Below are 25,243 nucleotides of genomic sequence, written 5' to 3'. Positions count from 1 at the left end.
TTCACCACCCAAAGGAAGTCCGTGGCACCCGGCCGTCGCCGGCCGGGTGATGGCGCGGCTCAGCCGGTCACTGGGTGGCGACCAGCTTGCTGCACTGGCTCTCGGCCATCGGCCGGTAGGCCTGGTCGCCAGGAATGGTGCTGACCACCTTGTACAGGTCCCACTCGCCCTTGGATTCGGCCGGCGTCTTGACCTGCACCAGGTACATGTCGTGCACCATGCGGCCGTCCTCGCGGATCTGCCCGCCCTTGGCGAACATGTCGTTGACCGGCGTCCCGGCCATCTGCGCGCGGACCGCCACGGTTTCGTCGGTGCCGGCGGCCTTCACCGCATTCAGGTAGTGGGTGGTCGCCGAGTAGATGCCGGCGTGCACCATGCCCGGCATGCGCTTGGTGCGCTCGTAGTAGCGCTGGGCCCAGGCGCGGGTCTCCTCGTTCATGTCCCAGTACCAGCCGGTGGTCAGCATCAGGCCCTGGGTCACGTCCAGGCCCATGGCATGGATGTCGTTCAAGAACACCACCATGCCGGCGAGCTTCTGCCCGGCCTGGGTGACGCCGAATTCGCTGGCGGTCTTCAGCGAGTTGACGGTATCGGCGCCGGCGTTGGCCAGGGCGATCACCTCTGCGCCGGAGCCCTGGGCCTGCAGCATGTAGGAGGAGAAGTCGCTGCTGGGGAACGGATGGCGAACCTTGCCGACGATGCTGCCGCCATCACCTTCCACCACCTTGGTGATGTCGGTTTCCATGGAATGGCCGAAAGCATAGTCGGCGGTGAGGATGTACCAGCTCTTGCCACCGTCGGCGAGCACCGCCTTGGCCGTGCCGTTGGCCAGCGCGTAGGTGTCGTAGGTCCAGTGGATATGGTTGGGCGAACAGTATTCGTTGGTGATGCTCGAGGCCGCCGCACCGGAAATCAGCGCCAGCTTGCCGCCCTGCTCCACCACCTTGGCCGCGGCCAGCACCACGGAGCTGGCGACCATGCCGGTCACCATGTCGACATTGCGCTCGTCGATCCACTGGCGCACGGTGTTGGCGCCGACGTCCGGCTTGTTCAGGTCGTCGGCGTGGAAGACGACGATCTTCTTGCCATCGACCGTGCCGCCGAAATCCTCCACCGCCATCTTCAACGCCTCCAGGCCGCCGGGGCCGGAGAGGTCGCGGTAGGTACCGGACATGTCGGCCAGGTAGCCGATACGGATCTCGTCGTTGCTGATCTCGGCCTGGGCGGCCGTGGCGATCAGGGAAGCAGCCAGGATGGCACTCGCACTCTTGCGGAAAAAGCTCATGTAGTCACCACTCTCGATTGTTTTTGTTGTGGTTCGGGCCGGCATCCACTGCGGCCGGTTTACAGCTTCCTGAGGCTCACACCCCGAGACAGGAATTGAGGAACTCCTTTTTCGAATCCAGGTCGGCCGCCTCGATCTCTTCGATGATGCGGCCGTGCTCCATCACGTAATGGCGGTCGGCCAATGGCGCGGCGAAACGGAAGTTCTGCTCCACCAGGACGATGGTCAGGCCGCGCTGCTTGAGCTTGATCAGCACCTCGCCGAGCTTCTGCACGATGACCGGCGCCAGGCCTTCGGTGATCTCGTCGAGCAGCAGCAGGTTGGCGCCGGTGCGCAGGATGCGCGCCATGGCCAACATCTGCTGCTCGCCGCCGGACAGCCGCGTGCCCTGGCTGAAACGACGCTCATACAGGTTGGGAAACATTGCATAGAGCTCGTCCAGGCTCATGCCGCCGCTGCGCACCGTGGGCGGCAGCAGCAGGTTCTCCTCGACGCTCAAGCTGGCGAAGATGCCGCGCTCTTCCGGGCAATAGCCGACGCCCAGCCGTGGAATCTGGTGGGCCGGCATGCCGATGGTTTCGTTGCCGTTGACCACGATGGAGCCGGTGCGCCGCCCGACCATGTTCATGATCGCCCGCAGCGTGGTGGTGCGCCCGGCGCCGTTGCGCCCGAGCAGCGTCACCAGCTCGCCGCGGCCAACCACTAGATCGACACCGTGAAGGATGTGCGACTCGCCGTAAAAGGCATGCAGGTCGCTAATGCGCAGCTGATCGCGATCCATGGGTGGGTTCATGCGTGGGCCTCCTCGAGCGCGGCGGCTTCGCTGCCCAGATAGGCTTCGCGCACCTGCGGGTTGGCCGACACGCTGTCGTAGTCGCCTTCGGCAAGCACCGAGCCACGCGCCAGCACGGTGATGCGATCGCACAGTCGGCTGACCACGCTGAGGTTGTGCTCGACCATCAGCACCGTGCGATTGGCGGCGGCCTTGCGCACCAGCTCGACGACCATGTCGACATCCTCACCGCCCATGCCCTGGGTCGGTTCGTCGAGCAGCAGCACGATGGGGTCCAGCGCCAGGGTGGTGGCCAGCTCCAGCGCGCGCTTGCGGCCGTAGGGCAGCTCGACGGCCAGGGTCTGGGCGAAGGCCTGCAGGTCGACCTCGGCGAGCAGCTGCATCACCTGATCGTCCAGCTCGCGCAGGCTGCGTTCGGACTTCCAGAAGTGGAAGGAGGTGCCCATCTTCTGCTGCAGCGCGACGCGCACGTTCTCCAGCACGCTCATGTGGCCGAACACTGCGGATATCTGGAACGAGCGCACCAGGCCGAGCCGGGCGATCTCGTTGGCCTTCATCGAGGTGATGTTCTTGCCGCGATAAAGGATTTCGCCACGGGTAGGCGTGAGGAACTTGGTGAGCAGGTTGAATACGGTGGTCTTGCCGGCCCCGTTGGGGCCGATAAGCGCGTGGATGTGTCCCTGGCGGACCTTGAGATCAACGGAATCCACGGCGGTGAAGCCGCGGAACTCCTTGGTCAGGCCGCGCGTTTCCAGCACGAACTCTGGTTCCATGGATGCCCCTCTAACCTTGATTGTTGTTGTTGGTTATGGCGCAGGTCGTCACATGACCTTTACGTAAACGATAACAATCGATTTCCGTATACGGCAAGTGGCTTTTTCAAACGGGTGATTGATCGGCGAAGCGTGGAAATACCGGGCAAATGGCCATCATTCAGACCCGCCAGCTGGGGCGCTTGCTTGCGTCGGCACAACGGGTATGTCGCTTCGATGGCTGGTTCGTTGGAACGTTGGCGAGGGGAGGAAGCTTAGATGTCCGGAGCCATTGCCGGGTCGTTTGAAAGCTTGCCACCAGCTCGCTCGGCTACCGCCTTATGCCACCGAAGCATCACGCAACAAAAAAGCACAGCCGAGCCATCGCCCGGCCCGGCCGTGCCTCACACACCTCAGAACTTCAGCGTATAGCTGACGATCACCCGGTTCTCATCGATATCGGTGGTATGGCTGCCGCGATACATCACATTGCGCAAGCGCACGTTGAAGTTCTTCAACGGCCCGCTCTGCACCGTGTACGCCAGGTCGACGTCCCGTTCCCATTCCTTGGCATCGGCCCCGGCGATCTCGAAGTCGTCACCACGCACGTAGCGCGCCATCAACGTCAGGCCCGGGATGCCGGCCGCGGCGAAGTCGTAGTCGTAGCGCATCTGCCAGCCATCCTCCTCGGCCCGCAGGAAGTGGTGATAGGTCAGGGTGTTCAGCGTCCAGGGGTCGGTGCCGCCGCCGACGAACGGCATGCCGGTGTCGCCGCTCTGGTCCTGGTAGCCCAGGCCCAGCGAATGCCCGGCATAGAGCAGGCTGAACATGGCGCCGATGTTGCGGTTGTCGACGCGGGCATTGCCCTCGCCGTCGCTCTTGAAGTAGCGGATGTCGGACTTCAGGCCGAGGCGCTCGGACAGCGGCAGCACGTGCAACAGGTTGACGTGGTGCTGGCTGTAGTTGTCTTCCAGCTCGGCGTAGTAATAGGTCGCGGTGAACTTCGGCGTGAAGGCGTAGCTGCCGCCGGCGTAGTTGAAGCGGTCGCTGGCTACCCCGCCGCTGGAGCCGTCGGCGAACATGGTCATGTCGCCGTAGTTGGACGAGTCGCGCAGGCGCGTCGAGCGGAACTGGCCGCCGAGCAGGGTCAGGCCTTCGAACTCCTTGGAGAGGATCTGCGCGCCCTCGAAGGTCTGCGGCAGCATGCGCGTGTCGTTGCGGAACAGCACCGGCAGCGTCGGCTGGTGCGTGCCCAGGGTGAGCACGGTATTGGACAGCTTGGCCTTGGCGGTCAGCCCGAGGAAGCTGTAGTCGTCCACCGGCTCGGCGGTGGCCGGGCTGCGCGGCAGCGTACCGGTGCCGCTGGTCCCCGCGCCCGAGTCGAGCTTGACGCCCAACAGCCCCAGCGCGTCGACACCGAAGCCCACCGGCCCCTCGGTAAAACCGGACTGCAGGTTGAGGATGAAGCCCTGGCCCCATTCGTCGGCCTTGGCTTTCGGCGCACCCTTGTGTTGTGGCGTGTCGGCCTTGTCGTCGTCGCGGTAGTCGCGGTTCATGTAGAAGTTGCGCAGCTCGAGGCTGGCCGTGGCGTCGTCGATGAAGGCGGCGCTGGCGGCGGTCGGAACGCCAACGGCGGCAGCCAGGCCGCCGAACAGGAACAACTGGCTCAGGGGTTTCAGGTGCATAGGTCTCTCTCTTGTTATTGTCGGTAGATGCAGCTGTCGTTAAGCCCGACCGCGACTTCCTGTCGGACTGGAATTACCACGTCATGCGGTAATGGGGATCGCGCTCAGCGCGCGGGGCTTCTGGGCACGCGGCCCAGCAGGTAGAACTCCTCGTTCGGCGGGGTGCGCGCCATGGAGACCAGGCGGTTGGATAGCCCGAAGAAGGCGGCGATGGCGCCGATGTCCCAGATGTCGTCGCGGCTGAAACCCTGCGCTTCGAGCCGCGCCTGCCAGGCATCGTCGAGCACGCCGCGCTGCGCGGCGATATGCAGGGCGAAATCCAGCATCGCCTGCTGGCGCTCGCCGAGCGGCGCGGAGCGGTAGTTGACCGCGAGCTGATCGGCGATCAGCGGGTCCTTGGCGAGGATGCGCAGGATCGCGCCATGGGCGACCACACAGTACAGGCAACCATGGTCGGCGCTGACGGCCACCACGATCATCTCCTTCTCGACCTGGGTCAGGCTGTCCGAGGGGCGCTCCATCAGCGCGTCGTGGTAGGCGAAGAAGGCACGGAACTCGTCGGGACGGTGTGCCAGCATGAGGAACACATTGGGCACGAAGCCGGCCTTGGCCTGTACCGCGAGGATGCGCTCGCGCACATCCTGCGGCAGCGCATCGAGGCTTTCGGCGAGCGGAAAACGGCTGATCGGCTGGGTCATGGATCGCTCCTTGGAGACCTGCGAGGGATGGCTCGGCCGGGCAGCCCGGCCGGCTGTCGTCAGTGGCGTTCGCTGAGCCCCAGCTCGACCACGCTGATCTCGCGCATGCGGAACTTCTGCACCTTGCCGCTGATGGTCATGGGGAAGTCGTCGACGAAGCGGATGTGCCGCGGCGTCTTGAAGTGGGCGATGCGACCCTTGCAGAACTCGCGCAGCGCCTCGGCCTCGACCTGATGGCCCGGGTGCAGCTTGATCCAGGCGACGATCTCCTCGCCGAACTTGCTGTCCGGCACGCCGATCACCTGCACGTCGGCCACCGCCGGGTGGGTGAAGAGGAATTCCTCGATCTCGCGCGGGTACACGTTCTCGCCGCCGCGGATGATCATGTCCTTGTTGCGACCGACGATCTTGATGTAGCCCTCGTCGTCCATCACCGCCAGGTCGCCGGTGTGCATCCAGCGCGCGCCGTCGATGGCCTCGCGGGTCGCCTCCGGATTGTTCCAGTAGCCGAGCATGACGCTGTAGCCGCGGGTGCAGAGTTCGCCGATCTGCCCGCGCGGCACCACGCGGCCCTGCTCGTCGACCACCTTGCTCTCCAGGTGCGGCTGAGTGCGGCCGACGCTGGTGACACGCCGCTCGAGGTCGTCGTCCGCGCCGGTCTGGGTGGAGACCGGGCTGGTTTCGGTCATGCCGTAGGCGATCTGCATCTCGGCCAGGTGCATGTCGTCGATGACGCGCTTCATCACCTCGATCGGGCAGGTGGAGCCGGCCATGATGCCGGTGCGCAGGCTGCTCAGGTCCAGCGACTGGCGCTCCGGGTGGTCGAGCATGGCGATGAACATGGTCGGCACGCCGTACATGCCGGTGGCCTTTTCCTCGGCCGCGGCCTGCAGTGCTGCCAGCGGCTCGAAGGCGGCGCTCGGGTAGATCATCGTGGTGCCGTGGGTGACGCAGCCGAGGTTGCCCATGACCATGCCGAAGCAGTGGTACAGCGGCACCGGGATCACCAGCCGGTCATGCTCGCTGAGCCCGAGGCTCTCGCCGACCATGTAGCCGTTGTTGAGGATGTTGTAGTGGCTCAGCGTGGCGCCCTTGGGGAAGCCCGTGGTGCCGGAGGTGTACTGGATGTTGATCGGCTCGTCGAACTGCAAACGCTCGCCGCACTGGCGCAGCTGCTCCGGCCCGACCTGCTCGGCCATGACCAGCAGCGCCTGCCACTGCAGCATGCCGTCCGTCGGCTTGGCACCGAGGCTGATCACCCCACGCAGTTCCGGCAGCATGTGGCTCTGCAGCGCACCGATGGCCGAGCGCTCCAGCTCGGGCAGCAGCTCGTGCAGCATGGCGTGGTAATCGGATGTCTTGAAGGCATCGGCACAGACCAGCCAGCGGCAGCCGGACTGCTTCAGGGCGTATTCGAGTTCGTTGAGCCGGTAGGCCGGATTGATGTTGACCAGAATCACGCCGATCTTCGCCGTGGCGAACTGGACGATGCACCACTCGGCGCAGTTCGGCGACCAGATTCCCAGCCGCTCGCCAGGCTCGAGACCGAGCGCCAGCAACCCGCGCGCGCAGCGCTCCACCGCATCAGCCAGTTCCGCCCATGTGTAGCGCAGTTGCTGATGGCGCACCACCAGGGCCTCGCGCTGGGGGAAGCGCTCCACGGTGCGGTCGAAGGCCGCGCCGATGGTCATGGGCAACAGGGGTTTGCTCTGCGGTCCGCAGGTATAGCTCGGAAGACTCATGTCGATTTTCCTCGGTCTTATGCTTGTTATGAGGCTTTACTTCCCAAGGACGCCAGCGGTGTTGACAGTCATCCAAGGGCATGGTTACGTTAACGTAAAGGTAACTACCTGGCAACCCACTCTCCCAACCACGCGAAAAGGGAGCCGGAGCGCCGGTCCGGGCGGCGCCCAAGCCGCCCAACGAACCCTCTGAAAGCAGAACAAATACAAGACAGGTGGCCCCCATGAATTACTCCAGCCTCAACTTCGCCCTCGGTGAAACCATCGACATGCTGCGCGAGCAGGTGCAGGCCTTCGTCACCGCCGAGCTGGCGCCGCGCGCCGAGGCCATCGACCGGGACAACCTGTTCCCGGCCGACATGTGGAAGAAATTCGGCGAGATGGGCCTGCTCGGCGTGACCGTCTCCGAGGAATACGGCGGCGCCGGCCTCGGCTACCTGGCGCACGTGGTGGCGATGGAAGAAATCAGCCGCGGCTCGGCCTCGGTCGCCCTCTCCTACGGCGCCCACTCCAACCTGTGCGTCAACCAGATCAACCGCAACGGCAACCCCGAGCAGAAGGCCCGCTACCTGCCCAAGCTGATCAGCGGCGAACACGTCGGCGCGCTGGCCATGAGCGAGCCGAATGCCGGCTCCGACGTGGTCTCCATGAAGCTGCGCGCCGAAAAGCGCGGCGACCGCTACGTGCTCAACGGCAGCAAGACCTGGATCACCAACGGCCCGGACGCCAACACCTACGTGATCTATGCCAAGACCGAGCTGGACAAGGGGCCGCACGGCATCACCGCGTTCATCGTCGAGCGCGACTGGAAGGGTTTCTCCCGCGGCAACAAGTTCGACAAGCTCGGCATGCGCGGCTCCAACACCTGCGAGCTGTTCTTCGATGACGTCGAGGTGCCGCAAGAGAACGTGCTCGGCGTCGAGAACGGCGGCGTCAAGGTGCTGATGAGCGGCCTGGACTACGAGCGCGTGGTACTGGCCGGCGGCCCGACCGGGATCATGCAGGCCTGCCTCGACGTGGTGGTGCCCTACATCCACGACCGCAAGCAGTTCGGCCAGAGCATCGGCGAGTTCCAGTTCATCCAGGGCAAGGTGGCGGACATGTACACCCAGCTCAACGCCAGCCGCGCCTATCTCTACGCCGTCGCCCAGGCCTGCGACCGTGGCGAGACCACCCGCAAGGACGCCGCCGGGGTGATCCTCTATACCGCCGAAAACGCCACGCAGATGGCCCTGCAGGCGATCCAGATCCTCGGTGGCAACGGCTACATCAACGAATTCCCCACCGGCCGCCTGCTGCGTGACGCCAAGCTCTACGAGATTGGCGCCGGCACCAGCGAGATCCGCCGGATGCTGATCGGCCGCGAGCTGTTCAACGAATCCAGGTGAGCTGCGGGCGTAACAACGCCCAACCCTCGTAGGGTGGAAAACCGCGAAGCGTTTTCCACCGCAGTCGGTGGATGGCAGAGCCATCCATGATGGAATTGAACGGAGCCAACCATGGCCATCCTGCACACCCAGATCAATACCCGTTCGCCGGAGTTCGCCGCCAACAGCGCGGCGATGCTCGAACAGGTGAACAACCTGCGCGCCCTGCTCGGCCGTGTCAGCGAAGGTGGCGGCGCCACCGCCCAGCAGCGCCATGTCTCACGCGGAAAGCTATTGGTGCGCGAGCGCATCGATACCCTGCTCGACGCCGGCTCGGCCTTTCTCGAACTCGCGCCGCTGGCCGCCCATGAGGTCTATGGCGAAGATGTCGCCGCTGCCGGCGTAGTGGCCGGGATCGGCCGCGTCGAAGGCGTCGAGTGCATGATCATCGCCAACGACGCCACCGTGAAAGGCGGCACCTACTACCCGCTGACGGTGAAGAAGCACCTGCGCGCGCAGACCGTCGCCCGCGAGAACCGCCTGCCCTGCATCTACCTGGTGGACTCCGGCGGCGCCAACCTGCCGCGACAGGACGAGGTGTTCCCGGACCGCGAGCACTTCGGCCGCATCTTCTTCAACCAGGCCAACATGAGCGCCATGGGCATCCCGCAGATCGCCGTGGTGATGGGGTCCTGCACTGCCGGCGGCGCCTACGTGCCGGCGATGGCCGACGAGACCATCATGGTGCGCAACCAGGCGACCATCTTTCTCGCCGGCCCGCCGCTGGTGAAGGCTGCCACCGGCGAAGTGGTAACCGCTGAGGAACTGGGCGGCGCCGACGTGCACTGCAAGACCTCGGGCGTCGCCGACCACTACGCCGAGAACGACGAGCACGCCCTTTCCATCGCCCGCCGCTGCGTGGCCAACCTCAACTGGCGCAAGCTCGGCCAGCTGCAGACCCGCGAACCGCGCGCACCGCTGTATGCCGCCGACGAGCTGTACGGTGTGATCCCGGCACAGGCCAAGCAGCCCTATGACGTGCGCGAGGTGATCGCGCGGCTGGTGGACGGCAGTGAGTTCGATGAATTCAAGGCGCTGTTCGGCACCACCCTGGTCTGCGGCTTCGCCCATCTGCACGGCTACCCGATCGCCATCCTCGCCAACAACGGCATCCTCTTCGCCGAGGCGGCGCAGAAAGGCGCGCACTTCATCGAGCTGGCCTGCCAGCGTGGCATTCCGCTGCTGTTCCTGCAGAACATCACCGGTTTCATGGTCGGGCAGAAATACGAGGCCGGTGGCATCGCCAAGCACGGCGCCAAGCTGGTCACTGCGGTAGCCTGCGCCCAGGTGCCGAAGTTCACCGTGCTCATCGGCGGCAGCTTCGGTGCCGGCAACTACGGCATGTGCGGCCGCGCCTACGACCCGCGCTTCCTCTGGATGTGGCCCAACGCGCGCATCGCCGTGATGGGTGGCGAACAGGCCGCCGGGGTGCTCGCCCAGGTCAAGCAGGAACAGAGCGAGCGCGCCGGCAAGAGCCTCGGCGACGATGAGGTGGCGGCCATCAAGCAGCCGATCCTCGAACAGTACGAGCGCCAGGGCCATCCCTATTACTCCAGCGCGCGGCTGTGGGACGACGGCGTGATCGACCCGGCGCAGACCCGCGAGGTGCTGGGGCTGGCGCTGTCCGCCGCGTTGAATGCGCCGATCGAGCCGACCCGCTTCGGCGTGTTCCGCATGTAATCCGTGCCGCCGGCAGCCGAGCGCGCCGGCGCCTGCAGTCGCATCGAGGATGCCGAGATGACCGATTTCCAGACCATCGAACTGAACAAAGACGCGCGCGGCGTGGCCACGCTCTGGCTCAACCGCGCGGACAAGAACAATGCCTTCGACGCCCAGGTGATCGGCGAACTGAACGCAGCGCTGGCCCAGGTGCAGGACGATGACGGCATCCGCTTCCTCATCCTGCGCGGGCGCGGCAAGCACTTCTCTGCTGGCGCGGATCTGGGCTGGATGCGCGAGTCGGCCAAACTCGACTACCAGGCGAACCTGGCTGACGCCCACGAACTCGGCGAGCTGATGCAGCGCCTTTATCAGCTGCCGCAGCCGACCCTGGCCGTGGTACAGGGCGCGGCCTTTGGCGGCGCGCTGGGGCTGATCGCCTGCTGCGACATGGCCATCGGCGCCCGCGACGCTTTGTTCTGCCTGTCGGAAGTTCGCATCGGGCTGGCGCCGGCGGTGATCAGCCCGTACGTGGTCAAGGCCATCGGCGAGCGCGCCACCCGCCGCTACGCGCTGACCGCCGAACGTTTCGACGGCACACGTGCCCGCGAACTCGGCCTGCTCGCAGAAACCTACCCGGCCAGTGAGCTGGACGCCGCGCTGGAGCAATGGGTCGACAACCTGTTGCTCAACAGCCCCCAGGCGCTCAAGGCCTGCAAGGACCTGCTGCTGGAAGTGGGCGATGGCGATTTCAGCGCCGACCTGCGCCAGACCACCGAACAGGCCATCGCACGCCTGCGCACCAGCCCGGAAGGTCAGGAAGGCCTGAGCGCCTTTCTGGAAAAACGCACGCCCGCCTGGCAGGAGAAGAAGTGATGAATCGCCCTATCGATACCCTGCTGGTCGCCAACCGCGGCGAGATCGCCTGCCGCGTGATGCGCACCGCCAAGGCCATGGGCCTGACCACCGTTGCGGTGCACAGCGCCATCGACGCCAGCGCGCGCCATGCTCGCGAAGCCGATATCCGCATCGACCTGGGCGGCGCCAAGCCGGCCGAGAGCTACCTGCGCATCGACAAGCTGATCGAGGCGGCCAAGGCCAGCGGCGCCCAGGCGATCCACCCGGGCTACGGCTTTCTCTCGGAGAACGCAGAGTTCGCCCGCGCCATCGAACAGGCCGGGCTGATCTTCCTCGGCCCGCCCGCCTCCGCCATCGACGCCATGGGCAGCAAGTCCGCCGCCAAGGCGCTGATGGAAGAAGCCGGCGTGCCGCTGGTGCCCGGCTACCACGGCGAAGCGCAGGACGTGGAAACCTTCCGTGCTGCCGCGGAAAAGATCGGCTACCCGGTGCTGCTCAAGGCCACCGCCGGTGGTGGCGGCAAGGGCATGAAGGTGGTCGAGCGTGAGGCGGACCTGGCCGAAGCACTGGCGTCCGCGCAGCGCGAGGCACAGTCGTCGTTCGGCGATTCGCGCATGCTGGTCGAGAAATACGTGCTCAAGCCGCGCCATGTGGAAATCCAGGTCTTCGCCGACCAGCACGGCAACTGCCTGTACCTGAACGAGCGCGACTGCTCGATCCAGCGCCGCCATCAGAAGGTGGTCGAAGAGGCCCCTGCCCCCGGCCTGTCCCCCGAGCTGCGCCGTGCCATGGGCGAAGCCGCGGTGAAGGCGGCCAAGGCCATCGGCTACGTCGGCGCCGGCACCGTGGAATTCCTGCTGGATGCCCGTGGCGAATTCTTCTTCATGGAAATGAACACCCGTCTGCAGGTCGAGCACCCGGTCACGGAGGCCATCACCGGCCTCGACCTGGTCGCCTGGCAGATTCGCGTCGCCCGCGGCGAGCCGCTGCCGATCAGCCAGGAGCAGGTGCCGCTGATCGGCCATGCCATCGAGGTACGGCTGTACGCCGAGGACCCGGACAACGATTTCCTTCCCGCCACCGGCACCCTCGAGCTCTACCGTGAAGCCGCGGATGGTCCGGGCCGTCGCGTCGACAGCGGCGTCGCCGAGGGCGATACGGTGTCGCCGTTCTACGATCCGATGCTCGGCAAGCTGATCGCCTGGGGCGAGAACCGCGAGGAAGCGCGCCTGCGCCTCTTGGCCATGCTCGACGAGACCGCCGTCGGCGGCGTGCGCACCAACCTCGCGTTCCTGCGCCGCGTCGTCGGCCATCGCGCCTTTGCCGAGGCCGAACTGGATACCGGCTTTATCCCGCGCCACGAAAGCGAACTGCTGCGTCCGGCCGGCGAACTGTCCGACGCCTTCTGGCAACAGGCTGCCGAGTGCTTCGTGCAGAGCGAACCGACCACCGTTCGCGACGACGATGCCCATTCGCCGTGGTCCAAGCGCAGCGGGCTGCGTTTCGGCATGCCGGCGCAGATCAGCCTGCACCTACAGTGCAATGGCGAAAGCCGCCGGCTGAAGGTCGACCCGGCAGCGCCGCGGCAGAACGTCCGCACGCCCAGGGCGATCCGCCAGGGCGATGCACTGTACCTGCAGTGGAACGGCGAATGGCTGGCCGTGCACGCGTTCGACCCCATCGCCGAAGCCGAGGCCAGCCACCAGCATCACGGCGGCCTGACCGCACCGATGAACGGCAGCATCGTCCGCGTGCTGGTGGAGGCCGGTCAGCATGTCGAAGCCGGCACCGCGCTGATCGTGCTGGAAGCCATGAAGATGGAACACAGCATCCGCAGCGCCCAGGCTGGCGTGGTCAAGAGCCTGTTCTGCAACGAAGGCGAAATGGTCAGCGAAGGCGCGGTGCTGCTGGAGATGGAAGAGGCCTGAAGGATGCGTAAGGTGGACAAGGCTTCGCCATTGTCCACCCTACGCACGAACGCAAGGTCGTAGGGTGGAAAACGCCGCAGGCTTTTCCACCGGTAGCCGGACGCCTCGGCTGACACACATGAACCGGCGAGCCCGCCAATCGCGCTCGCCCCTGGAGGACATATGAGCCTGCCCAAACAGGTCCGGCTGGTGGAAGTCGGCCCGCGTGACGGTCTGCAGAACGAGCAGCAGCCGATCAGCGTGGCGGACAAGGTGCGTCTGGTCGACGACCTGAGCGCCGCCGGGCTGTCCTATATCGAAGTCGGCAGCTTCGTCTCGCCCAAGTGGGTGCCACAGATGGCGGGCTCCGCCGAAGTCTTCGCGCAGATCCAGCGCAAGGCCGGGGTCACTTACGCGGCGCTGACGCCGAACATGAAGGGCCTGGAGGCGGCCATCGAGGCCGGCGTGAAGGAAGTCGCGGTGTTCGGTGCGGCCTCCGAGGCCTTCTCGCAGAAGAACATCAACTGCTCCATCGCCGAGAGCCTGGCACGCTTCGCGCCCTTGCTGGAGGCCGCCCGCGTCAATGGCATCCAGGTGCGCGGCTACGTCTCCTGCGTGCTGGGCTGCCCCTACGAGGGGGAGATCGATCCGGAACAGGTTGCCCAGGTGGCGCACGAACTCTTTGCCATGGGCTGCTACGAGGTCTCGCTCGGCGACACCATCGGCACCGGCACGCCGGGCAAGACCCGCCAGCTGATCGAAAGGGTCGGCCGCCGCGTGCCGCACGACAAGCTCGCCGGACATTTCCACGACACCTACGGCCAGGCGCTGGCAAACATCTATGCCAGCTTGCTGGAAGGCATCGCGGTGTTCGACAGCTCGGTCGCCGGGCTCGGCGGCTGCCCCTATGCGAAAGGCGCCAGCGGCAACGTCGCCAGCGAAGATGTGCTTTATATGTTGAACGGGTTGGGCATCGACACCGGCATCGACCTCGACGCCCTGGTCGATGCCGGCGAGCGCATCAGCCAACTGCTGGGCCGTGCCAATGGCTCGCGGGTCGCACGCGCCCGGCTCGGCCGCTGAAGACGCCGGGCATCATATTTGCTTGGCGCAGGGACCGCATCGGCCGTGAGCCCATCCGGCCGCGACCGGCGCGGTAACAGACAGAACAACAAGTAGAGGTATTTCATGAACAAGATTTACCCCAGCGCCGCCCACGCCCTGGAAGGCCTGGTCGAGGACGGCATGACCATCGCCGTCGGCGGCTTCGGCCTGTGCGGCATTCCCGAAGCGCTGATCGTCGCCCTGCGTGACGGCGGCAAGAAGGACCTCACTGCCATCAGCAACAATGCCGGCGTCGACGGCTTCGGCCTCGGCCTGCTGCTGGAGACCCGCCAGATCAGCAAGATGGTTGCCTCCTACGTCGGCGAGAACAAGGAGTTCGAGCGCCAGTACCTGGCCGGCGAGCTCGAACTGGAATTCACCCCGCAGGGCACCCTCGCCGAGAAACTGCGCGCCGGCGGCGCCGGCATCCCGGCCTTCTACACCCGCACCGGCTACGGCACCCTAGTGGCCGAAGGCAAGGAAACCCGCCAGTTCAACGGTGAGTGGTACGTGATGGAGCAATCGCTGACCGCCGATATCGCCCTGGTCAAGGCGTGGAAGGCCGACAAGGCCGGTAACCTGCTGTTCCGCAAGACCGCGCGCAACTTCAACCCGCTGGCAGCGATGGCCGGCGAGGTCTGCGTCGTCGAGGTGGAGGAGATCGTCGAGACCGGCGAGCTGGACCCGGACCAGATTCACCTGCCGGGTATCTACGTGCATCGCATCGTGCACAACCCTAACCCGGAAAAACGCATCGAAAAACGCACGGTGAGGAGCTGAGACCATGGCCTGGACACGTGAACAGATGGCGCAACGCGCCGCCCAGGAGCTGCAGGACGGCTTCTACGTCAACCTCGGTATCGGCCTGCCGACCCTGGTCGCCAACTACATCCCGGAAGGCATGGACGTCTGGCTGCAGAGCGAGAACGGCCTGCTCGGCATCGGTCCCTTCCCCAGCGAGGAAGAGATCGACCCGGACCTGATCAACGCCGGCAAGCAGACCGTCACCGCGCTGCCCGGCTCGAGCTTCTTCGACAACGCGCAGAGCTTCGCGATGATCCGCGGCGGCCACATCAACCTGGCCATCCTCGGCGCCATGCAGGTCTCGGAAAAGGGCGACCTGGCCAACTGGATGATCCCCGGCAAGATGGTCAAGGGCATGGGCGGCGCCATGGACCTGGTGGCCGGCGTCAAGCGCGTGGTGGTGCTGATGGAGCACACCGCCAAGGGCGGCGCGCACAAGATCCTGCCGGCCTGCGATCTGCCGCTGACCGGCCTCGGCGTGGTCAACCGCATCATCACCGACCTCGGCGTGCTGGATGTCACCGAACAGGGGCTGAAACTGGTGGAACTGGCCGATGGCGTCGGCTTCGAGGAAATCCAGCAGGCCACCGGCTGCCCGATCCAGCGTTGAAACGCGGCGGGAAAGCGCCGCTCGCGCGCTGCCGACCGCAGCCACCGGCGCCTTCCCAGCCCGCACCCGCCGCTCGCCCCGGCAGCGCACAGCCGGCACGGCCGAGACTGGCCAGTCACCTGCGCGCCCGTATACTGCGGTATCGACCCGCTGCGCCCGCTCCCCGGGCCAGCCGGCAGGCCGCCGCCACGGCGCACTGTGTTCCGGCCCGTCTCGCTGCCAGCGAGCGTCCTTATCCCGGCGACAGGTCCAGGACCTGTCCTTTGCGTTGCGTCGCGACGTAACGCTTTTTTATTCGGAGCCCGTCATGCAAGACGTCGTTATCGTAGCTGCAACCCGCACCGCCATCGGCAGTTTCCAGGGCGCGCTGGCCAATGTCCCGGCCGTCGAACTGGGCGCCACCGTGATCCGTGCCCTGCTGGAAAAAACCGGTATCGCTCCGGCCGAAGTGGATGAAGTGATCCTCGGCCACGTACTCACCGCCGGCGCCGGACAGAACACCGCACGCCAGGCCTCGATCAAGGCCGGCCTGCCCCACGCGGTACCGGCCATGACCCTCAACAAGGTCTGCGGCTCGGGCCTCAAGGCCCTGCACCTGGCGGCCCAGGCGATCCGCTGCGGCGACGCCGAGGTGGTCATCGCCGGCGGCATGGAGAACATGAGCCTGGCGCCCTACGTCCTGCCCGGCGCACGCACCGGCCTGCGCATGGGCCACGCGCAGATGATCGACAGCATGATCAGCGACGGCCTGTGGGATGCCTTCAACGACTACCACATGGGCATCACCGCGGAGAACCTGGCGGAGAAATACGGCATCGACCGCGCCCAGCAGGACGCCTTCGCCGCGCAGTCGCAGCAGCGCGCCAGCGCCGCCATCGAGAGCGGCCGCTTCGACGCGGAAATCACCCCGGTGATGATCCCGCAGCGCAAGGGTGAGCCGGTGGCCTTCGCCCGCGACGAACAACCGCGCGCCGGCACCACCGCCGAATCCCTCGGCGGCCTGCGCGCGGCATTCAAGAAGGACGGCAGCGTCACCGCCGGCAACGCCTCGACCCTCAACGACGGCGCCGCCGCGGTGGTGCTGATGAGTGCCGCCAAGGCCCAGGCCCTCGGCCTGCCGGTGCTGGCGAAGATCGTCGGCTACGCCAATGCCGGCGTCGACCCGGCGATCATGGGCATCGGCCCGGTCTCGGCCACCCGCCGCTGCCTGGAAAAGGCCGGCTGGACGCTGGCCGAGCTGGACCTGATCGAAGCCAACGAAGCCTTCGCCGTGCAGGCACTGTCGGTGGGTAAGGAATTGGGCTGGGATGCCGATAAGGTCAACGTGAACGGTGGCGCAATCGCCCTGGGCCATCCCATCGGCGCTTCCGGCTGCCGTATCCTGGTGACCCTGCTGCACGAGATGCAGCGCCGCGACGTGCGCAAGGGCCTGGCGACACTGTGCATCGGCGGGGGCCAGGGCGTAGCCTTGGCCATCGAACGCCCCTGAGCGAGCCGTCGCCCCAGGGCATGCTGGCAGACACACGCGCCCGGTTCGCCGGGCGCGACTGAGGATGATCGGGAAGTACCATGTCCAAGCAAACCTACAGCATTTCCGACCTGGCCAACGAGCTGGACATTACCACTCGGGCCATCCGCTTCTACGAAGAACAGGGCATGCTCTCGCCGACCCGCCGCGGCCAGGAGCGCATCTATTCGCCGAAGGATCGCGTCGCGCTGAAGCTGATCCTGCGCGGCAAGCGCATCGGCTTCTCGCTGGCCGAATGCAAGACGCTGATCGAGCTCTACGACCCCAAGGCCGGCAACCAGAAGCAGCTCAACATCATGCTCGCCATGATCGCCGAACGCCGCCAGCAACTGGAGCAGCAACTGCTCGACATCCAGCAGATGCAGCTGGAGCTGGATACCGCCGAAGAACGCTGCCGTACCGCCCTGCAGGCGACCCTCGAGAAAAAGACCGCGAGCTGAGCCGAGCCGGGCCCGCCCCGGCGCCGCGACCATCGCCCCCCCTCCGGCGCTGCCCGCCGCATCGCTGTGCCCATGGCGCGCCGCGCTCCCAGCGGGCGTCCAGCGTAGTGGACAGTTTCCGGAAAACTGGACACTCCCTTCCCCGCCCCCCGCCAGTGTCTGCCATTGCAGACATGCCCGGCGCCGCCAGGCACCGGCAAAACCATGGCAGGCCGCGCCGTACGTCGGCTGCCGCGACTCGGGCATAGAACCTGCTAAGTCAGCCTGGACGCCAGAACAAACCCAAGAACAAGGCTGGCGCTGACTCGGCATCTCGATTCGGCCTTCGTTCTTGTCTGGCCCGTAGCGCCCTCTGCCACGAGCGGCTAGCACGGCTGCCCTCGGGCTTTACAACAACAAGAAGGAAACCTGCATGTCGATCAACAACAAGCTCTCCCGTCTCGCCTGCGCCATCGGTGCCACCACCCTGCTCGGCGCCAGCCTGCTCAGTGGCGTCGCCAGTGCCGCGGAGAAGATCCGCTGGCAAGTGCCGCTGGCCTTCCCGTCGCACCTGATCGGCCTCTCCACGCCGGTCAAGCATCTTTCCGACTCGCTCAAGGCCGTCTCCGGCGGCGACATCCAGCTGCGCTACTACGAGCCGGGCGAGCTGGTGCCGCCGTTCGAGATCATGGATGCGGTGAGCAGCGGCAAGTACCCGGCCGGCTATACCTGGATCGGCTACGACCAGGGCACCATACCGGCGCTGCCGCTGTACTCCGGCGCGCCGTTCAACATGGAGCCGCCGGCGCACCTGGCCTGGTACTACCAGGGCGACGGCAAGAAGCTGCTCGAGGAAATCTACGCGCCGCGCAACATCCACCCGATGCTGTGCAGCATCATCGGCCCGGAAGGCGCCGGCTGGTTCGCCCAGCCCATCGAGAAGCTGGAAGACATCGACGGCCTGCGCATCCGCTTCGCCGGCATCGGCGGCAAGGTGCTGGAGAAGCTCGGCGCCTCGGTGACCATGGTGCCGGGCGGCGAGATCTACCAGGCGCTGGAGCGCAAGACCATCGACGCCACCGAGTTCTCCCAGCCGGCGGTGGACAAGATGCTGGGCCTGGACCAGATCATCAAGAACTACGTCATGCCCGGCTGGCACCAGACGCTGACCACCTCGCACCTGCTGGTCAACAAGGACGTCTGGGACAAGCTCGCGCCGGAGAGCCGCGCGCTGATCGAGATGGGCTGCGAGTCGGCCACCCTCAAGGGCTTCGCCGAAAGCGAGTGGGCCCAGCCGACCGCCCTGCGCGACTACCAGAAGCAGGGCGTGAAGGCCCAGGTGCTGCCCGAGCCGGTGCTGCGCGAACTGCAGAAGGTCACCGACCAGGTGCTCGACGAGATGGCCGCCAAGGACGAGATGTTCAAGCGCGTGCTGACCAGCCAGCGCGAGTTCATGAAGCACCACTCGATCTGGCACGGCATGGGCTACCTGCCGCGCGACTTCTACAAGTACGACTGACGGCTGCGCTGCAGCCCGCGGGCACGGCGACGTGCCCGCCTTCTATCCCTGTGTGCCGAGATTCCGAGGTCCGCCGTGTCCTTCAAGCCCGTCTCTCCCGATGCGCCAGCGCCCGACGCGCTGCCGTACAACCGTATTTCGCGGCCGTTGGATCGCCTGCTGGTCGCTATCGGCCAGGCCAGCGCCTGGCTCTGGCTGGCGGTTCTGCTGGTCGTGCTGGCCAACGTGTTCAGCCGCTTCGCCCTCTCCCGCGGCTCCATCGCGCTGGAGGAACTGTCCTGGCACCTGTTCGGCGCCGCGCTGATGCTTGCCCTCGCCTACGCCGTGGTGCGCGACGACCATGTGCGCGTCGACGTGCTGAGCGAACGCTTCAGTCTGCGCGGTCGCGCCTGGATCGAGCTGGTCGCCATCGTGCTGCTGGCCCTGCCGGTGATCGCGCTGATGATCGATGCGCTGATTCCCTATGCCTACAAGGCCTACCTCTACAACGAGCGCTCCCAGGCACCCAGCGGGCTGCCCCATCGCTTCATTTTCAAGAGCGTGCTGCCCATTGGCCTCGCGCTGGTGGCGCTGGCGCTGCTGTCCCGCGCGTTGCGCTGCAGCACCCTGCTGTTCAATTTCCCGCGGGCCCTGACGGCCCCCTCGGACGAGCGCGACCGCACTCGTTCGCAGCCCTGATGGAGTAGTCGCAATCATGGGTCTGGAAGAAATCCTCGTCATCGCCATGTTCGCCAGCTTCATGGGCCTGCTGCTGCTCGGCTTCCCGGTCGCCTGGTCGCTGGCCGGCATCGGCCTGCTGTTCGCCGTGCTCGGCTATGTGCTGGTTGAACACTTCGACGCCAATCTCTGGTTCACCTGGGACGGCACCATCGGCGTGCTCGACGCGCGCATCTACGGCATCGTCGCCAATGAGCTGATGGTGGCCCTGCCACTGTTCATCTTCATGGGCATCATGCTCGACCGCTCCGGCATCGCCGAACGCCTGATGCACAGCCTGGTGCGCGTGCTCGGTCCGCTGCGCGGCGGCTATGCGGTGACGGTGGTGGTGGTCGGCATCCTGCTCGCCGCCTCCACCGGCATCGTCGGCGCCTCGGTGGCGCTGCTCGGCATGCTCTCCATCGGGCCGATGCTGCAGGCCAACTACAACAAGAGCCTGGCGGTGGGCACTGCCTGCTCGGTGGGTACGCTGGGCATCCTCATCCCGCCGAGCATCATGCTGGTGCTGATGGCCGACCGCCTCGGCACCTCGGAAGCCTCGGTGGGCAAGCTGTTCATGGGCGCGCTGATTCCGGGAATGATGCTGGCGCTGATGTACGTGCTGTACATCGTCATCACCGCCTGGCTGAAAAAAGATTTCGCCCCGGCCCCGGTCAACCGGCCGAAGCTCGACGGCCGTGCCCTGCTCGACGTGTTCTGGGCCGTGGTGCCGCCGCTGGGGCTGATCTTCGCCGTGCTCGGCTCGATCTTCTTCGGCATCGCCACCACCACCGAGGCTTCTGCGGTGGGCGCCTTCGGTGCGTTGCTGATGGCCGCCGGTAGCCGCCGGCTGAGCCTGCCGGTGCTCAAGGATGCGCTGTACCAGACCAGCCGCACCGCCGCGTTCATCTTCGGCATCTTCATCGGCGCCACGGTATTCGCCGCCGTGCTGCGCGGCCTGGGTGGCGACGACGTGATCCGTGCGGCGCTCACCGGCCTGCCGTTCGGCCAGACCGGCGTGCTGCTCACCGTGCTGGCGATCACCTTCCTGCTGGGGTTCTTCCTCGACTGGGTGGAGATCACCCTGATCATCCTGCCGCTGGTGGCGCCGGTGCTGTTCTCCATGGGCGTCGATCCGCTGTGGTTCGCGATTCTCTTCGCGCTCTGCCTGCAGACCTCGTTCCTCACGCCGCCGGTGGGCTTCGCGCTGTTCTACATCAAGGGCGTCTGCCCACCGGGCATCACCACCCGCGATGTCTACCTCGGCGTGCTGCCGTACATTGTCATCCAGCTGATCGGTCTGGCCCTGGTGTTTTACTTCGCGCCGCTCGCCACATGGCTGCCCAACGAAGTGTATTCCCAGCCGTGAGCATGCCCGGCTGCCTTGCCCGTGGCAGCCGGGGCCAACCATAATCGGCCGCTCCAGAACGGACCCTGACTGCCCATGAGCATTGCCCGCGACGCACTCGACAACCACGGCCTGATCGTCGGCGTATCCCCGGAACGTTTCCGTGCCGTGGCCATGCCACTGCTGTTCGATCACCTCAACGCGCAGTGTGAGGGCACCATCGCGGTCAACCGGCAGGCGCGCATCGTCTGGATCAACGACAAGTACGCCGAGAAGGTCGGTATTCGCGATCCGTCCAGCGTGCTCGGCAAGGAGATCGAGGAAGTGCTGCCGGCCAGCCGCCTGCGCGAGGTGGTGGAAAGCGGCCAGCCGAGCATGCTCGACCTGATGGCCTTCGGCGACGAGCACTTCGTGGTCACCCGCATTCCGCTGCGCGACGAGGACGGCACCCTGGTCGGCGCGCTGGGCTTCGTGCTGTTCGACCGCGCGCGCCACCTCAAGCCGCTGATGTCCAAGTACACCAGCCTGCAGACCCAGCTGGTCGCCACCCAGAACGAACTGGCCAAGGCACGCCGGGCGCGTTACACCATCGCCGGTTTCATCGGCAACAGCCCGGCTGCCAGCGAAATCAAGCGTCAGGCCCGGCGCGCCGCGCAGCTCGATGCCACGGTGCTGCTGCGTGGCGAGACCGGCACCGGCAAGGAGCTGCTGGCCCAGGGCATCCATAACCTCTCGCCGCGGGCGCGCGGGCCCTTCGTCGCGGTCAACGTCGCGGCGATTCCGGAAAGCCTGGTGGAGGCCGAACTGTTCGGTACCGCCCCCGGCGCCTTTACCGGTGCCGACCGCAAGGCGCGCATCGGCAAGTTCGAGGTGGCCAACGGCGGCACGCTGTTCCTCGACGAGATCGGCGACCTGCCGCTGCCGCTGCAGGCCAAGCTGCTGCGCGTGCTGCAGGAGCAGGAGGTCGAGCCGCTGGGCTCCAACCAGGTCAAGGCGCTCAACGTGCGGGTGATCGCCGCGACCCATATCGACCTGGAAGCCAAGGTCGCCGCCGGCCAGTTTCGCGACGACCTCTACTACCGCCTCAATGTCCTCGCCCTGCGCGTACCGCCGTTGCGCGAGCGCAGCAGCGACATCCCCGCGGTGGTCGAGCACCTGCTCGACGACATCGCCAACCGCTCCGGCCAGGCGCCCATGGAGCTCAGCCCGGAAGCGCTGGCGCTGCTCTGCGTGCAACCCTGGCGCGGCAACGTGCGCGAGCTCGGCAACCTGCTGGAACGCGCCCAGCTCGCCGCCGACGGCCCGCAGCTGGAAGCCGCGCACCTGCTGCCGTTGCTCGGCGAGCAGAACGCGCCGGCGGTCCCGCTACCGGCCCCCTCCAGTGTCGGCACAATGCCGCCGGCAAGTACCGAGCCTGCGGAAAACGTGCCGCTGCAACCCCTGGCGCAGACCCTCGCCCAGGCCGAGCGCCGCGCCTTGCAGAGCGCATTGCTGGCCTGCAAGGGCAACCGCCGGCGCGCCGCCATGGAGCTCGGCATTTCCCGTGCGAGCCTGTACAGCAAGCTGCAGCAACACGGCCTGAGCCAGCGCTGAACGCGCCCCGGTAGCGCCTGGCGCAGGCTCAAGCCTGCCGGCTGCAGCGCGGCATCGGCGTGCAGGGCCGTACGGCCTGTTCTACCTTTATCCATGAGCTCGCCGACTCCCGGCGGCCGTCATGGGGGCAAAGACGACATGACAGACGATGCAGGCAAGCTGGTACTCAGGTTGACGGTGGGCGTGCTGATCCTGCTGCACGGCATTTCCAAGCTGCTGAACGGCGTGGGCGGCATCGCCGGCATGCTGGCCGACATGGGCTTGCCGACCTTTCTCGCATATGGCGTCTACCTCGGCGAAGTGGTTGGCCCGCTGCTGGTGATCTTCGGCCTGTACACGCGCCTCGGCGCCGTGCTGATGATCGGCAACATGGTCGTCGCCCTGGCGCTGGTACACCGCGCCGAGCTGTTCTCGATAGGGCCGATGGGCGGCTGGGCGATCGAGTTGCAGGCGCTGTTCCTGTTCGGCGCGGTGGCGATCGCCCTGCTCGGTGCCGGCCGGATGAGCGTCGGCGGCCTGCACGGCCGCTTCAACTAGCACGACGGCGCAGCGCAGCGCCGCTGCCTCTTCCCGTGGCCACTCGCGCGACAGCATGACGCCATCATGCCTGCCGCGCCGGACAATTCATTGTCCATCCACCCCGACATGTCGCCCCTGCCGGACAGCCAGCCCCCGTCGCATCCCGTCGACATCGCGCCGAACGCGAGCCCAGAGCGCCGAACGGCGGCGCTCATGAACGCTACGCCGCAGCACGTGCCCTGGCACAGCTTTAGCTACACCTGGCGGAGGCGAACGGCCGCACCGCGCACCACGTGGACGACCGCCCGCCGCTGCGAGATGTCCGACTACAACAACAAAAGGAAAGCTCTCATGAATGCATCGGGTTCACCGCGCTTCAGGCGCGCTTCTTCCATGCAGCGCCTATGCGGCCTCGGCGGCGCGGCCCTGCTGGCACTCACCGGCCTGCCGGCGCAGGCCGCCCCCGGCTCCTGCGCCGCGCTGGCTTCGCTGCGCATTCCCGCCGCCGCCATCGGCCTGCCGAGCAGTGGCGCGCAGGTCACCTCGGCCACGCCGGTGGTGGCCGGCGGCACGCCGCCGCAGACCTATGGCGCCCATTGCGAGGTCAGCGCCGAAATCCTTCCGCTCGATCCCGGCGCCCCGAGCATCCGCATGCGCCTGGTGCTGCCCGAGCAGTGGAACCGCAAGGCCATGATGTACGGCGGCGGCGGTTACAACGGCAGCGTGCCGAATGTCGCCGGCAACGTGCCGGCCGGCCCGCTGGACCGCCCCACCCCGCTGGGCCGCGGCTACGCGGTGTTCGCCAGCGACTCCGGGCACGTCGCCGACCCGGCCAGCCCCGGCGCCTTCGCCTGGAACGAGGAGGCCCTGGCCAACTATGCCCACGATGCGCTGAAGAAAACCCGCGACGCCGCGCTCTACCTGATCGAGCGGCACTATGGTGCGCGCCCCGAGCGCAGCTACTTCGCCGGCGGCTCCACCGGAGGCCGCGAGGCGCTGGCGGTGGTCCAGCAGTGGCCGGCCGACTTCCACGGCGCCATCGTCCTCTATCCGGCCTACAACGCCCTGGCGCTGGACCTGCAGTTCGGCCGCATCACCCGCGCGCTCGCCGCCCCGGGTGCCTTCCCCAGCCTGGAGCAGCGCGCCGCATTGCTCGAGGCCGCCATGCAGGCCTGCGACGACCTGGACGGTGTGCGCGACGGCGTGATCAGCCACCAGGCCGCCTGCAATGCCCGCTTCGACCCGGCCCGCGCCAGGCTCGACGGCAAGCCGCTGCGCTGTCCCGGCGGCGCCAGCACCTCCGAACGCTGCCTGTCGGATGCGCAAATCCGCGCGCTGCGGGTATTCGACACACCGATCCGCTTCGACTTCCCGCTGGCCAGCGGCGAAACGCATTACCCGGGTTTCAATACCTGGGGCACCGATCTCGGCCGGCCCGGCAGCGGCGTGCAGCTGGTGGTCAACCGCCTCGGTCTCAACACCCTGCAGCCGAGCTATCCGATGCCGGTGCATGGCACCGGGTTCGAGGAGGGCGCGCCCTACCATTCCGGCTTCTGGGATGAATGGGTGCGCTATTTCGTCACCCGCAATCCCACCTTCAACTCGCTGACGCTCGATCCGCAGAATCCCGGCCCCTGGCTGGCGCGCATCAGCGAGCTGTCGCTGCGTCAGGACGTCAACCAGACCGACCTGTCGGCCTTCGCCGACAACGGCGGCAAGATCCTCATGGCGCACGGCACGTCCGACCAGCTGGTCAGCACCCGCGCCACCGCCGAGTACTACGAGCGCGTGCGCCGCGACATGGGGCCCGGCAAGACGCGCCGGTTCCTGCGCTACTACGAGATCCCCGGCTATGCGCATGCCGCCAGCACGGTGTTCAACGCCACCTGGGACTCGCTGAGCGCTCTGGAAGACTGGGTCGAGCGCGGCATCGAACCACGCCGCCAGATCGTCGCCGACAGCGTCGGCGTGCCGGGGCGTACCCGGCCGCTGTGCGAATATCCGGGCTGGCCGAAGTACGTCGGCAAGGGCGACGTCGACAGCGCCTCCAGCTTCGTCTGCGTGAACAGCCGCAACGCCATGCACTGACCGGCGAAGCCCGGCGCCATGCCCTCCGACGGGCGTAGCGCCGGGCTCCCGCGCCGGCAGGCACGTCCAGCCGAATGGACAACCCCGCCCCGAACCGCCCTCGATCCTGCACATGTCCAGCCGCACGGACACCTCCAGCCGCACACCTTCCCCTCGCCCGCATGCGGCGAACCGCTCTAGCGCAAGGTCTGCATCGCCGCAAGCGCTAA

At 66.8% G+C, this 25,243-nt stretch carries 21 protein-coding genes; 15 read left to right on the top strand and 6 right to left on the bottom strand.

Features of this window, described 5'->3' with window-relative positions; all coding sequences use genetic code 11:
* Window positions 1–67: 67 nt before the first annotated feature.
* The 6 genes from CXK94_RS07365 to CXK94_RS07340 form a co-directional block, all read right to left on the bottom strand.
* The gene (locus tag CXK94_RS07365; RefSeq protein WP_102893841.1) at window positions 68–1,285 is read right to left on the bottom strand and encodes an ABC transporter substrate-binding protein; all 1,218 of its coding nucleotides are present in this window, start codon (window positions 1,283–1,285) and stop codon (window positions 68–70) included.
* Window positions 1,286–1,361: 76 nt separating this feature from the next.
* Window positions 1,362–2,078 carry an ABC transporter ATP-binding protein gene (locus CXK94_RS07360; RefSeq protein WP_256046073.1) on the bottom strand — a complete coding sequence of 239 codons (717 nt, stop codon included), beginning with the start codon at window positions 2,076–2,078 and terminating at the stop codon, window positions 1,362–1,364.
* On the bottom strand, window positions 2,075–2,851 hold the full coding sequence (locus tag CXK94_RS07355) for an ABC transporter ATP-binding protein (protein WP_045157748.1): 777 nt from the start codon (window positions 2,849–2,851) through the stop codon (window positions 2,075–2,077). The genes CXK94_RS07360 and CXK94_RS07355 overlap by 4 nt, the downstream gene beginning before the upstream one ends.
* Before the next feature lie 392 nt (window positions 2,852–3,243).
* The gene (locus tag CXK94_RS07350) at window positions 3,244–4,515 is read right to left on the bottom strand and encodes an OprD family porin (protein WP_102893839.1); all 1,272 of its coding nucleotides are present in this window, start codon (window positions 4,513–4,515) and stop codon (window positions 3,244–3,246) included.
* Window positions 4,516–4,619: 104 nt separating this feature from the next.
* Window positions 4,620–5,213: a peroxidase-related enzyme gene (locus tag CXK94_RS07345; RefSeq protein WP_102893838.1), complete on the bottom strand. Its 594-nt coding sequence runs from the start codon at window positions 5,211–5,213 to the stop codon at window positions 4,620–4,622.
* Window positions 5,214–5,272: 59 nt separating this feature from the next.
* A complete protein-coding gene (locus tag CXK94_RS07340; protein WP_102893837.1) occupies window positions 5,273–6,955 on the bottom strand; it encodes an AMP-binding protein in 1,683 nt (560 codons plus the stop codon).
* A gap of 224 nt (window positions 6,956–7,179) precedes the next feature.
* On the opposite strand from CXK94_RS07340, the gene CXK94_RS07335 reads away from it, so the two are divergent.
* The 15 genes from CXK94_RS07335 (at window position 7,180) to CXK94_RS07265 (ending at window position 25,034) form a co-directional block, all read left to right on the top strand.
* Entirely contained in the window at window positions 7,180–8,343 is a 1,164-nt protein-coding gene (locus CXK94_RS07335; RefSeq protein ID WP_102893836.1) for an isovaleryl-CoA dehydrogenase, read from the top strand.
* A 111-nt stretch (window positions 8,344–8,454) separates the two neighbouring features.
* A complete protein-coding gene (locus CXK94_RS07330; RefSeq protein WP_011914287.1) occupies window positions 8,455–10,062 on the top strand; it encodes a carboxyl transferase domain-containing protein in 1,608 nt (535 codons plus the stop codon).
* Between the two features lie 57 nt (window positions 10,063–10,119).
* Entirely contained in the window at window positions 10,120–10,917 is a 798-nt protein-coding gene (locus CXK94_RS07325; protein ID WP_102894062.1) for a gamma-carboxygeranoyl-CoA hydratase, read from the top strand.
* Complete coding sequence (locus tag CXK94_RS07320; protein WP_102893835.1) at window positions 10,917–12,827, top strand: acetyl/propionyl/methylcrotonyl-CoA carboxylase subunit alpha; 1,911 nt, start codon at window positions 10,917–10,919, stop codon at window positions 12,825–12,827. The genes CXK94_RS07325 and CXK94_RS07320 overlap by 1 nt, the downstream gene beginning before the upstream one ends.
* 162 nt (window positions 12,828–12,989) lie before the next feature.
* Window positions 12,990–13,889: a hydroxymethylglutaryl-CoA lyase gene (locus tag CXK94_RS07315; protein ID WP_102893834.1), complete on the top strand. Its 900-nt coding sequence runs from the start codon at window positions 12,990–12,992 to the stop codon at window positions 13,887–13,889.
* A 105-nt stretch (window positions 13,890–13,994) separates the two neighbouring features.
* Entirely contained in the window at window positions 13,995–14,690 is a 696-nt protein-coding gene (locus tag CXK94_RS07310) for a CoA transferase subunit A (protein WP_102893833.1), read from the top strand.
* A gap of 4 nt (window positions 14,691–14,694) precedes the next feature.
* Window positions 14,695–15,324 (top strand): CoA transferase subunit B, encoded by a 630-nt coding sequence (locus CXK94_RS07305; RefSeq protein ID WP_102893832.1) that lies wholly within the window; start codon window positions 14,695–14,697, stop codon window positions 15,322–15,324.
* Window positions 15,325–15,631: 307 nt separating this feature from the next.
* The gene (locus CXK94_RS07300) at window positions 15,632–16,813 is read left to right on the top strand and encodes an acetyl-CoA C-acetyltransferase (protein WP_102893831.1); all 1,182 of its coding nucleotides are present in this window, start codon (window positions 15,632–15,634) and stop codon (window positions 16,811–16,813) included.
* Window positions 16,814–16,893: 80 nt separating this feature from the next.
* The gene (locus CXK94_RS07295) at window positions 16,894–17,292 is read left to right on the top strand and encodes a MerR family transcriptional regulator (RefSeq protein ID WP_102893830.1); all 399 of its coding nucleotides are present in this window, start codon (window positions 16,894–16,896) and stop codon (window positions 17,290–17,292) included.
* 412 nt (window positions 17,293–17,704) lie between these two features.
* Complete coding sequence (locus CXK94_RS07290; protein ID WP_102893829.1) at window positions 17,705–18,790, top strand: TRAP transporter substrate-binding protein; 1,086 nt, start codon at window positions 17,705–17,707, stop codon at window positions 18,788–18,790.
* Window positions 18,791–18,865: 75 nt separating this feature from the next.
* Window positions 18,866–19,468, top strand: coding sequence for a TRAP transporter small permease subunit (locus CXK94_RS07285; RefSeq protein WP_102893828.1), 603 nt, complete (start codon window positions 18,866–18,868; stop codon window positions 19,466–19,468).
* A 16-nt stretch (window positions 19,469–19,484) separates the two neighbouring features.
* Window positions 19,485–20,855 carry a TRAP transporter large permease gene (locus CXK94_RS07280; protein WP_102893827.1) on the top strand — a complete coding sequence of 457 codons (1,371 nt, stop codon included), beginning with the start codon at window positions 19,485–19,487 and terminating at the stop codon, window positions 20,853–20,855.
* Between the two features lie 75 nt (window positions 20,856–20,930).
* Window positions 20,931–22,427, top strand: a complete 1,497-nt coding sequence (locus CXK94_RS07275) for a sigma-54 interaction domain-containing protein (RefSeq protein WP_102893826.1) — start codon at window positions 20,931–20,933, stop codon at window positions 22,425–22,427.
* Between the two features lie 138 nt (window positions 22,428–22,565).
* The gene (locus tag CXK94_RS07270) at window positions 22,566–22,964 is read left to right on the top strand and encodes a DoxX family protein (RefSeq protein ID WP_037044378.1); all 399 of its coding nucleotides are present in this window, start codon (window positions 22,566–22,568) and stop codon (window positions 22,962–22,964) included.
* A gap of 375 nt (window positions 22,965–23,339) precedes the next feature.
* Window positions 23,340–25,034, top strand: coding sequence for a tannase/feruloyl esterase family alpha/beta hydrolase (locus CXK94_RS07265; RefSeq protein WP_102894061.1), 1,695 nt, complete (start codon window positions 23,340–23,342; stop codon window positions 25,032–25,034).
* Window positions 25,035–25,243 lie beyond the last annotated feature (209 nt).

The sequence above is a fragment of the Stutzerimonas stutzeri genome (assembly GCF_002890915.1).
In the GTDB taxonomy this organism is placed as follows: Bacteria; Pseudomonadota; Gammaproteobacteria; order Pseudomonadales; family Pseudomonadaceae; genus Stutzerimonas; species Stutzerimonas stutzeri_AF.
Note: the sequence above shows the minus strand (reverse complement) of the source record. Positions and strands in the feature narration are given on the sequence as shown.

What these genes read in the sequence shown, in the direction of transcription:
- CXK94_RS07325 (WP_102894062.1), top strand. Translation starts at nt 10,120, where the DNA reads ATGACCGATTTCCAGACCATCGAACTGAACAAAGACGCGCGCGGCGTG.
- CXK94_RS07265 (WP_102894061.1), top strand. Translation starts at nt 23,340, where the DNA reads ATGCAGCGCCTATGCGGCCTCGGCGGCGCGGCCCTGCTGGCACTCACC.
- CXK94_RS07355 (WP_045157748.1), bottom strand. Translation starts at nt 2,851, where the DNA reads ATGGAACCAGAGTTCGTGCTGGAAACGCGCGGCCTGACCAAGGAGTTC.
- CXK94_RS07365 (WP_102893841.1), bottom strand. Translation starts at nt 1,285, where the DNA reads ATGAGCTTTTTCCGCAAGAGTGCGAGTGCCATCCTGGCTGCTTCCCTG.
- CXK94_RS07295 (WP_102893830.1), top strand. Translation starts at nt 16,894, where the DNA reads ATGTCCAAGCAAACCTACAGCATTTCCGACCTGGCCAACGAGCTGGAC.
- CXK94_RS07300 (WP_102893831.1), top strand. Translation starts at nt 15,632, where the DNA reads ATGCAAGACGTCGTTATCGTAGCTGCAACCCGCACCGCCATCGGCAGT.
- CXK94_RS07320 (WP_102893835.1), top strand. Translation starts at nt 10,917, where the DNA reads ATGAATCGCCCTATCGATACCCTGCTGGTCGCCAACCGCGGCGAGATC.
- CXK94_RS07305 (WP_102893832.1), top strand. Translation starts at nt 14,695, where the DNA reads ATGGCCTGGACACGTGAACAGATGGCGCAACGCGCCGCCCAGGAGCTG.
- CXK94_RS07280 (WP_102893827.1), top strand. Translation starts at nt 19,485, where the DNA reads ATGGGTCTGGAAGAAATCCTCGTCATCGCCATGTTCGCCAGCTTCATG.
- CXK94_RS07340 (WP_102893837.1), bottom strand. Translation starts at nt 6,955, where the DNA reads ATGAGTCTTCCGAGCTATACCTGCGGACCGCAGAGCAAACCCCTGTTG.
- CXK94_RS07335 (WP_102893836.1), top strand. Translation starts at nt 7,180, where the DNA reads ATGAATTACTCCAGCCTCAACTTCGCCCTCGGTGAAACCATCGACATG.
- CXK94_RS07290 (WP_102893829.1), top strand. Translation starts at nt 17,705, where the DNA reads ATGTCGATCAACAACAAGCTCTCCCGTCTCGCCTGCGCCATCGGTGCC.
- CXK94_RS07275 (WP_102893826.1), top strand. Translation starts at nt 20,931, where the DNA reads ATGAGCATTGCCCGCGACGCACTCGACAACCACGGCCTGATCGTCGGC.
- CXK94_RS07350 (WP_102893839.1), bottom strand. Translation starts at nt 4,515, where the DNA reads ATGCACCTGAAACCCCTGAGCCAGTTGTTCCTGTTCGGCGGCCTGGCT.
- CXK94_RS07270 (WP_037044378.1), top strand. Translation starts at nt 22,566, where the DNA reads ATGACAGACGATGCAGGCAAGCTGGTACTCAGGTTGACGGTGGGCGTG.
- CXK94_RS07315 (WP_102893834.1), top strand. Translation starts at nt 12,990, where the DNA reads ATGAGCCTGCCCAAACAGGTCCGGCTGGTGGAAGTCGGCCCGCGTGAC.
- CXK94_RS07345 (WP_102893838.1), bottom strand. Translation starts at nt 5,213, where the DNA reads ATGACCCAGCCGATCAGCCGTTTTCCGCTCGCCGAAAGCCTCGATGCG.
- CXK94_RS07330 (WP_011914287.1), top strand. Translation starts at nt 8,455, where the DNA reads ATGGCCATCCTGCACACCCAGATCAATACCCGTTCGCCGGAGTTCGCC.
- CXK94_RS07360 (WP_256046073.1), bottom strand. Translation starts at nt 2,078, where the DNA reads ATGAACCCACCCATGGATCGCGATCAGCTGCGCATTAGCGACCTGCAT.
- CXK94_RS07310 (WP_102893833.1), top strand. Translation starts at nt 13,995, where the DNA reads ATGAACAAGATTTACCCCAGCGCCGCCCACGCCCTGGAAGGCCTGGTC.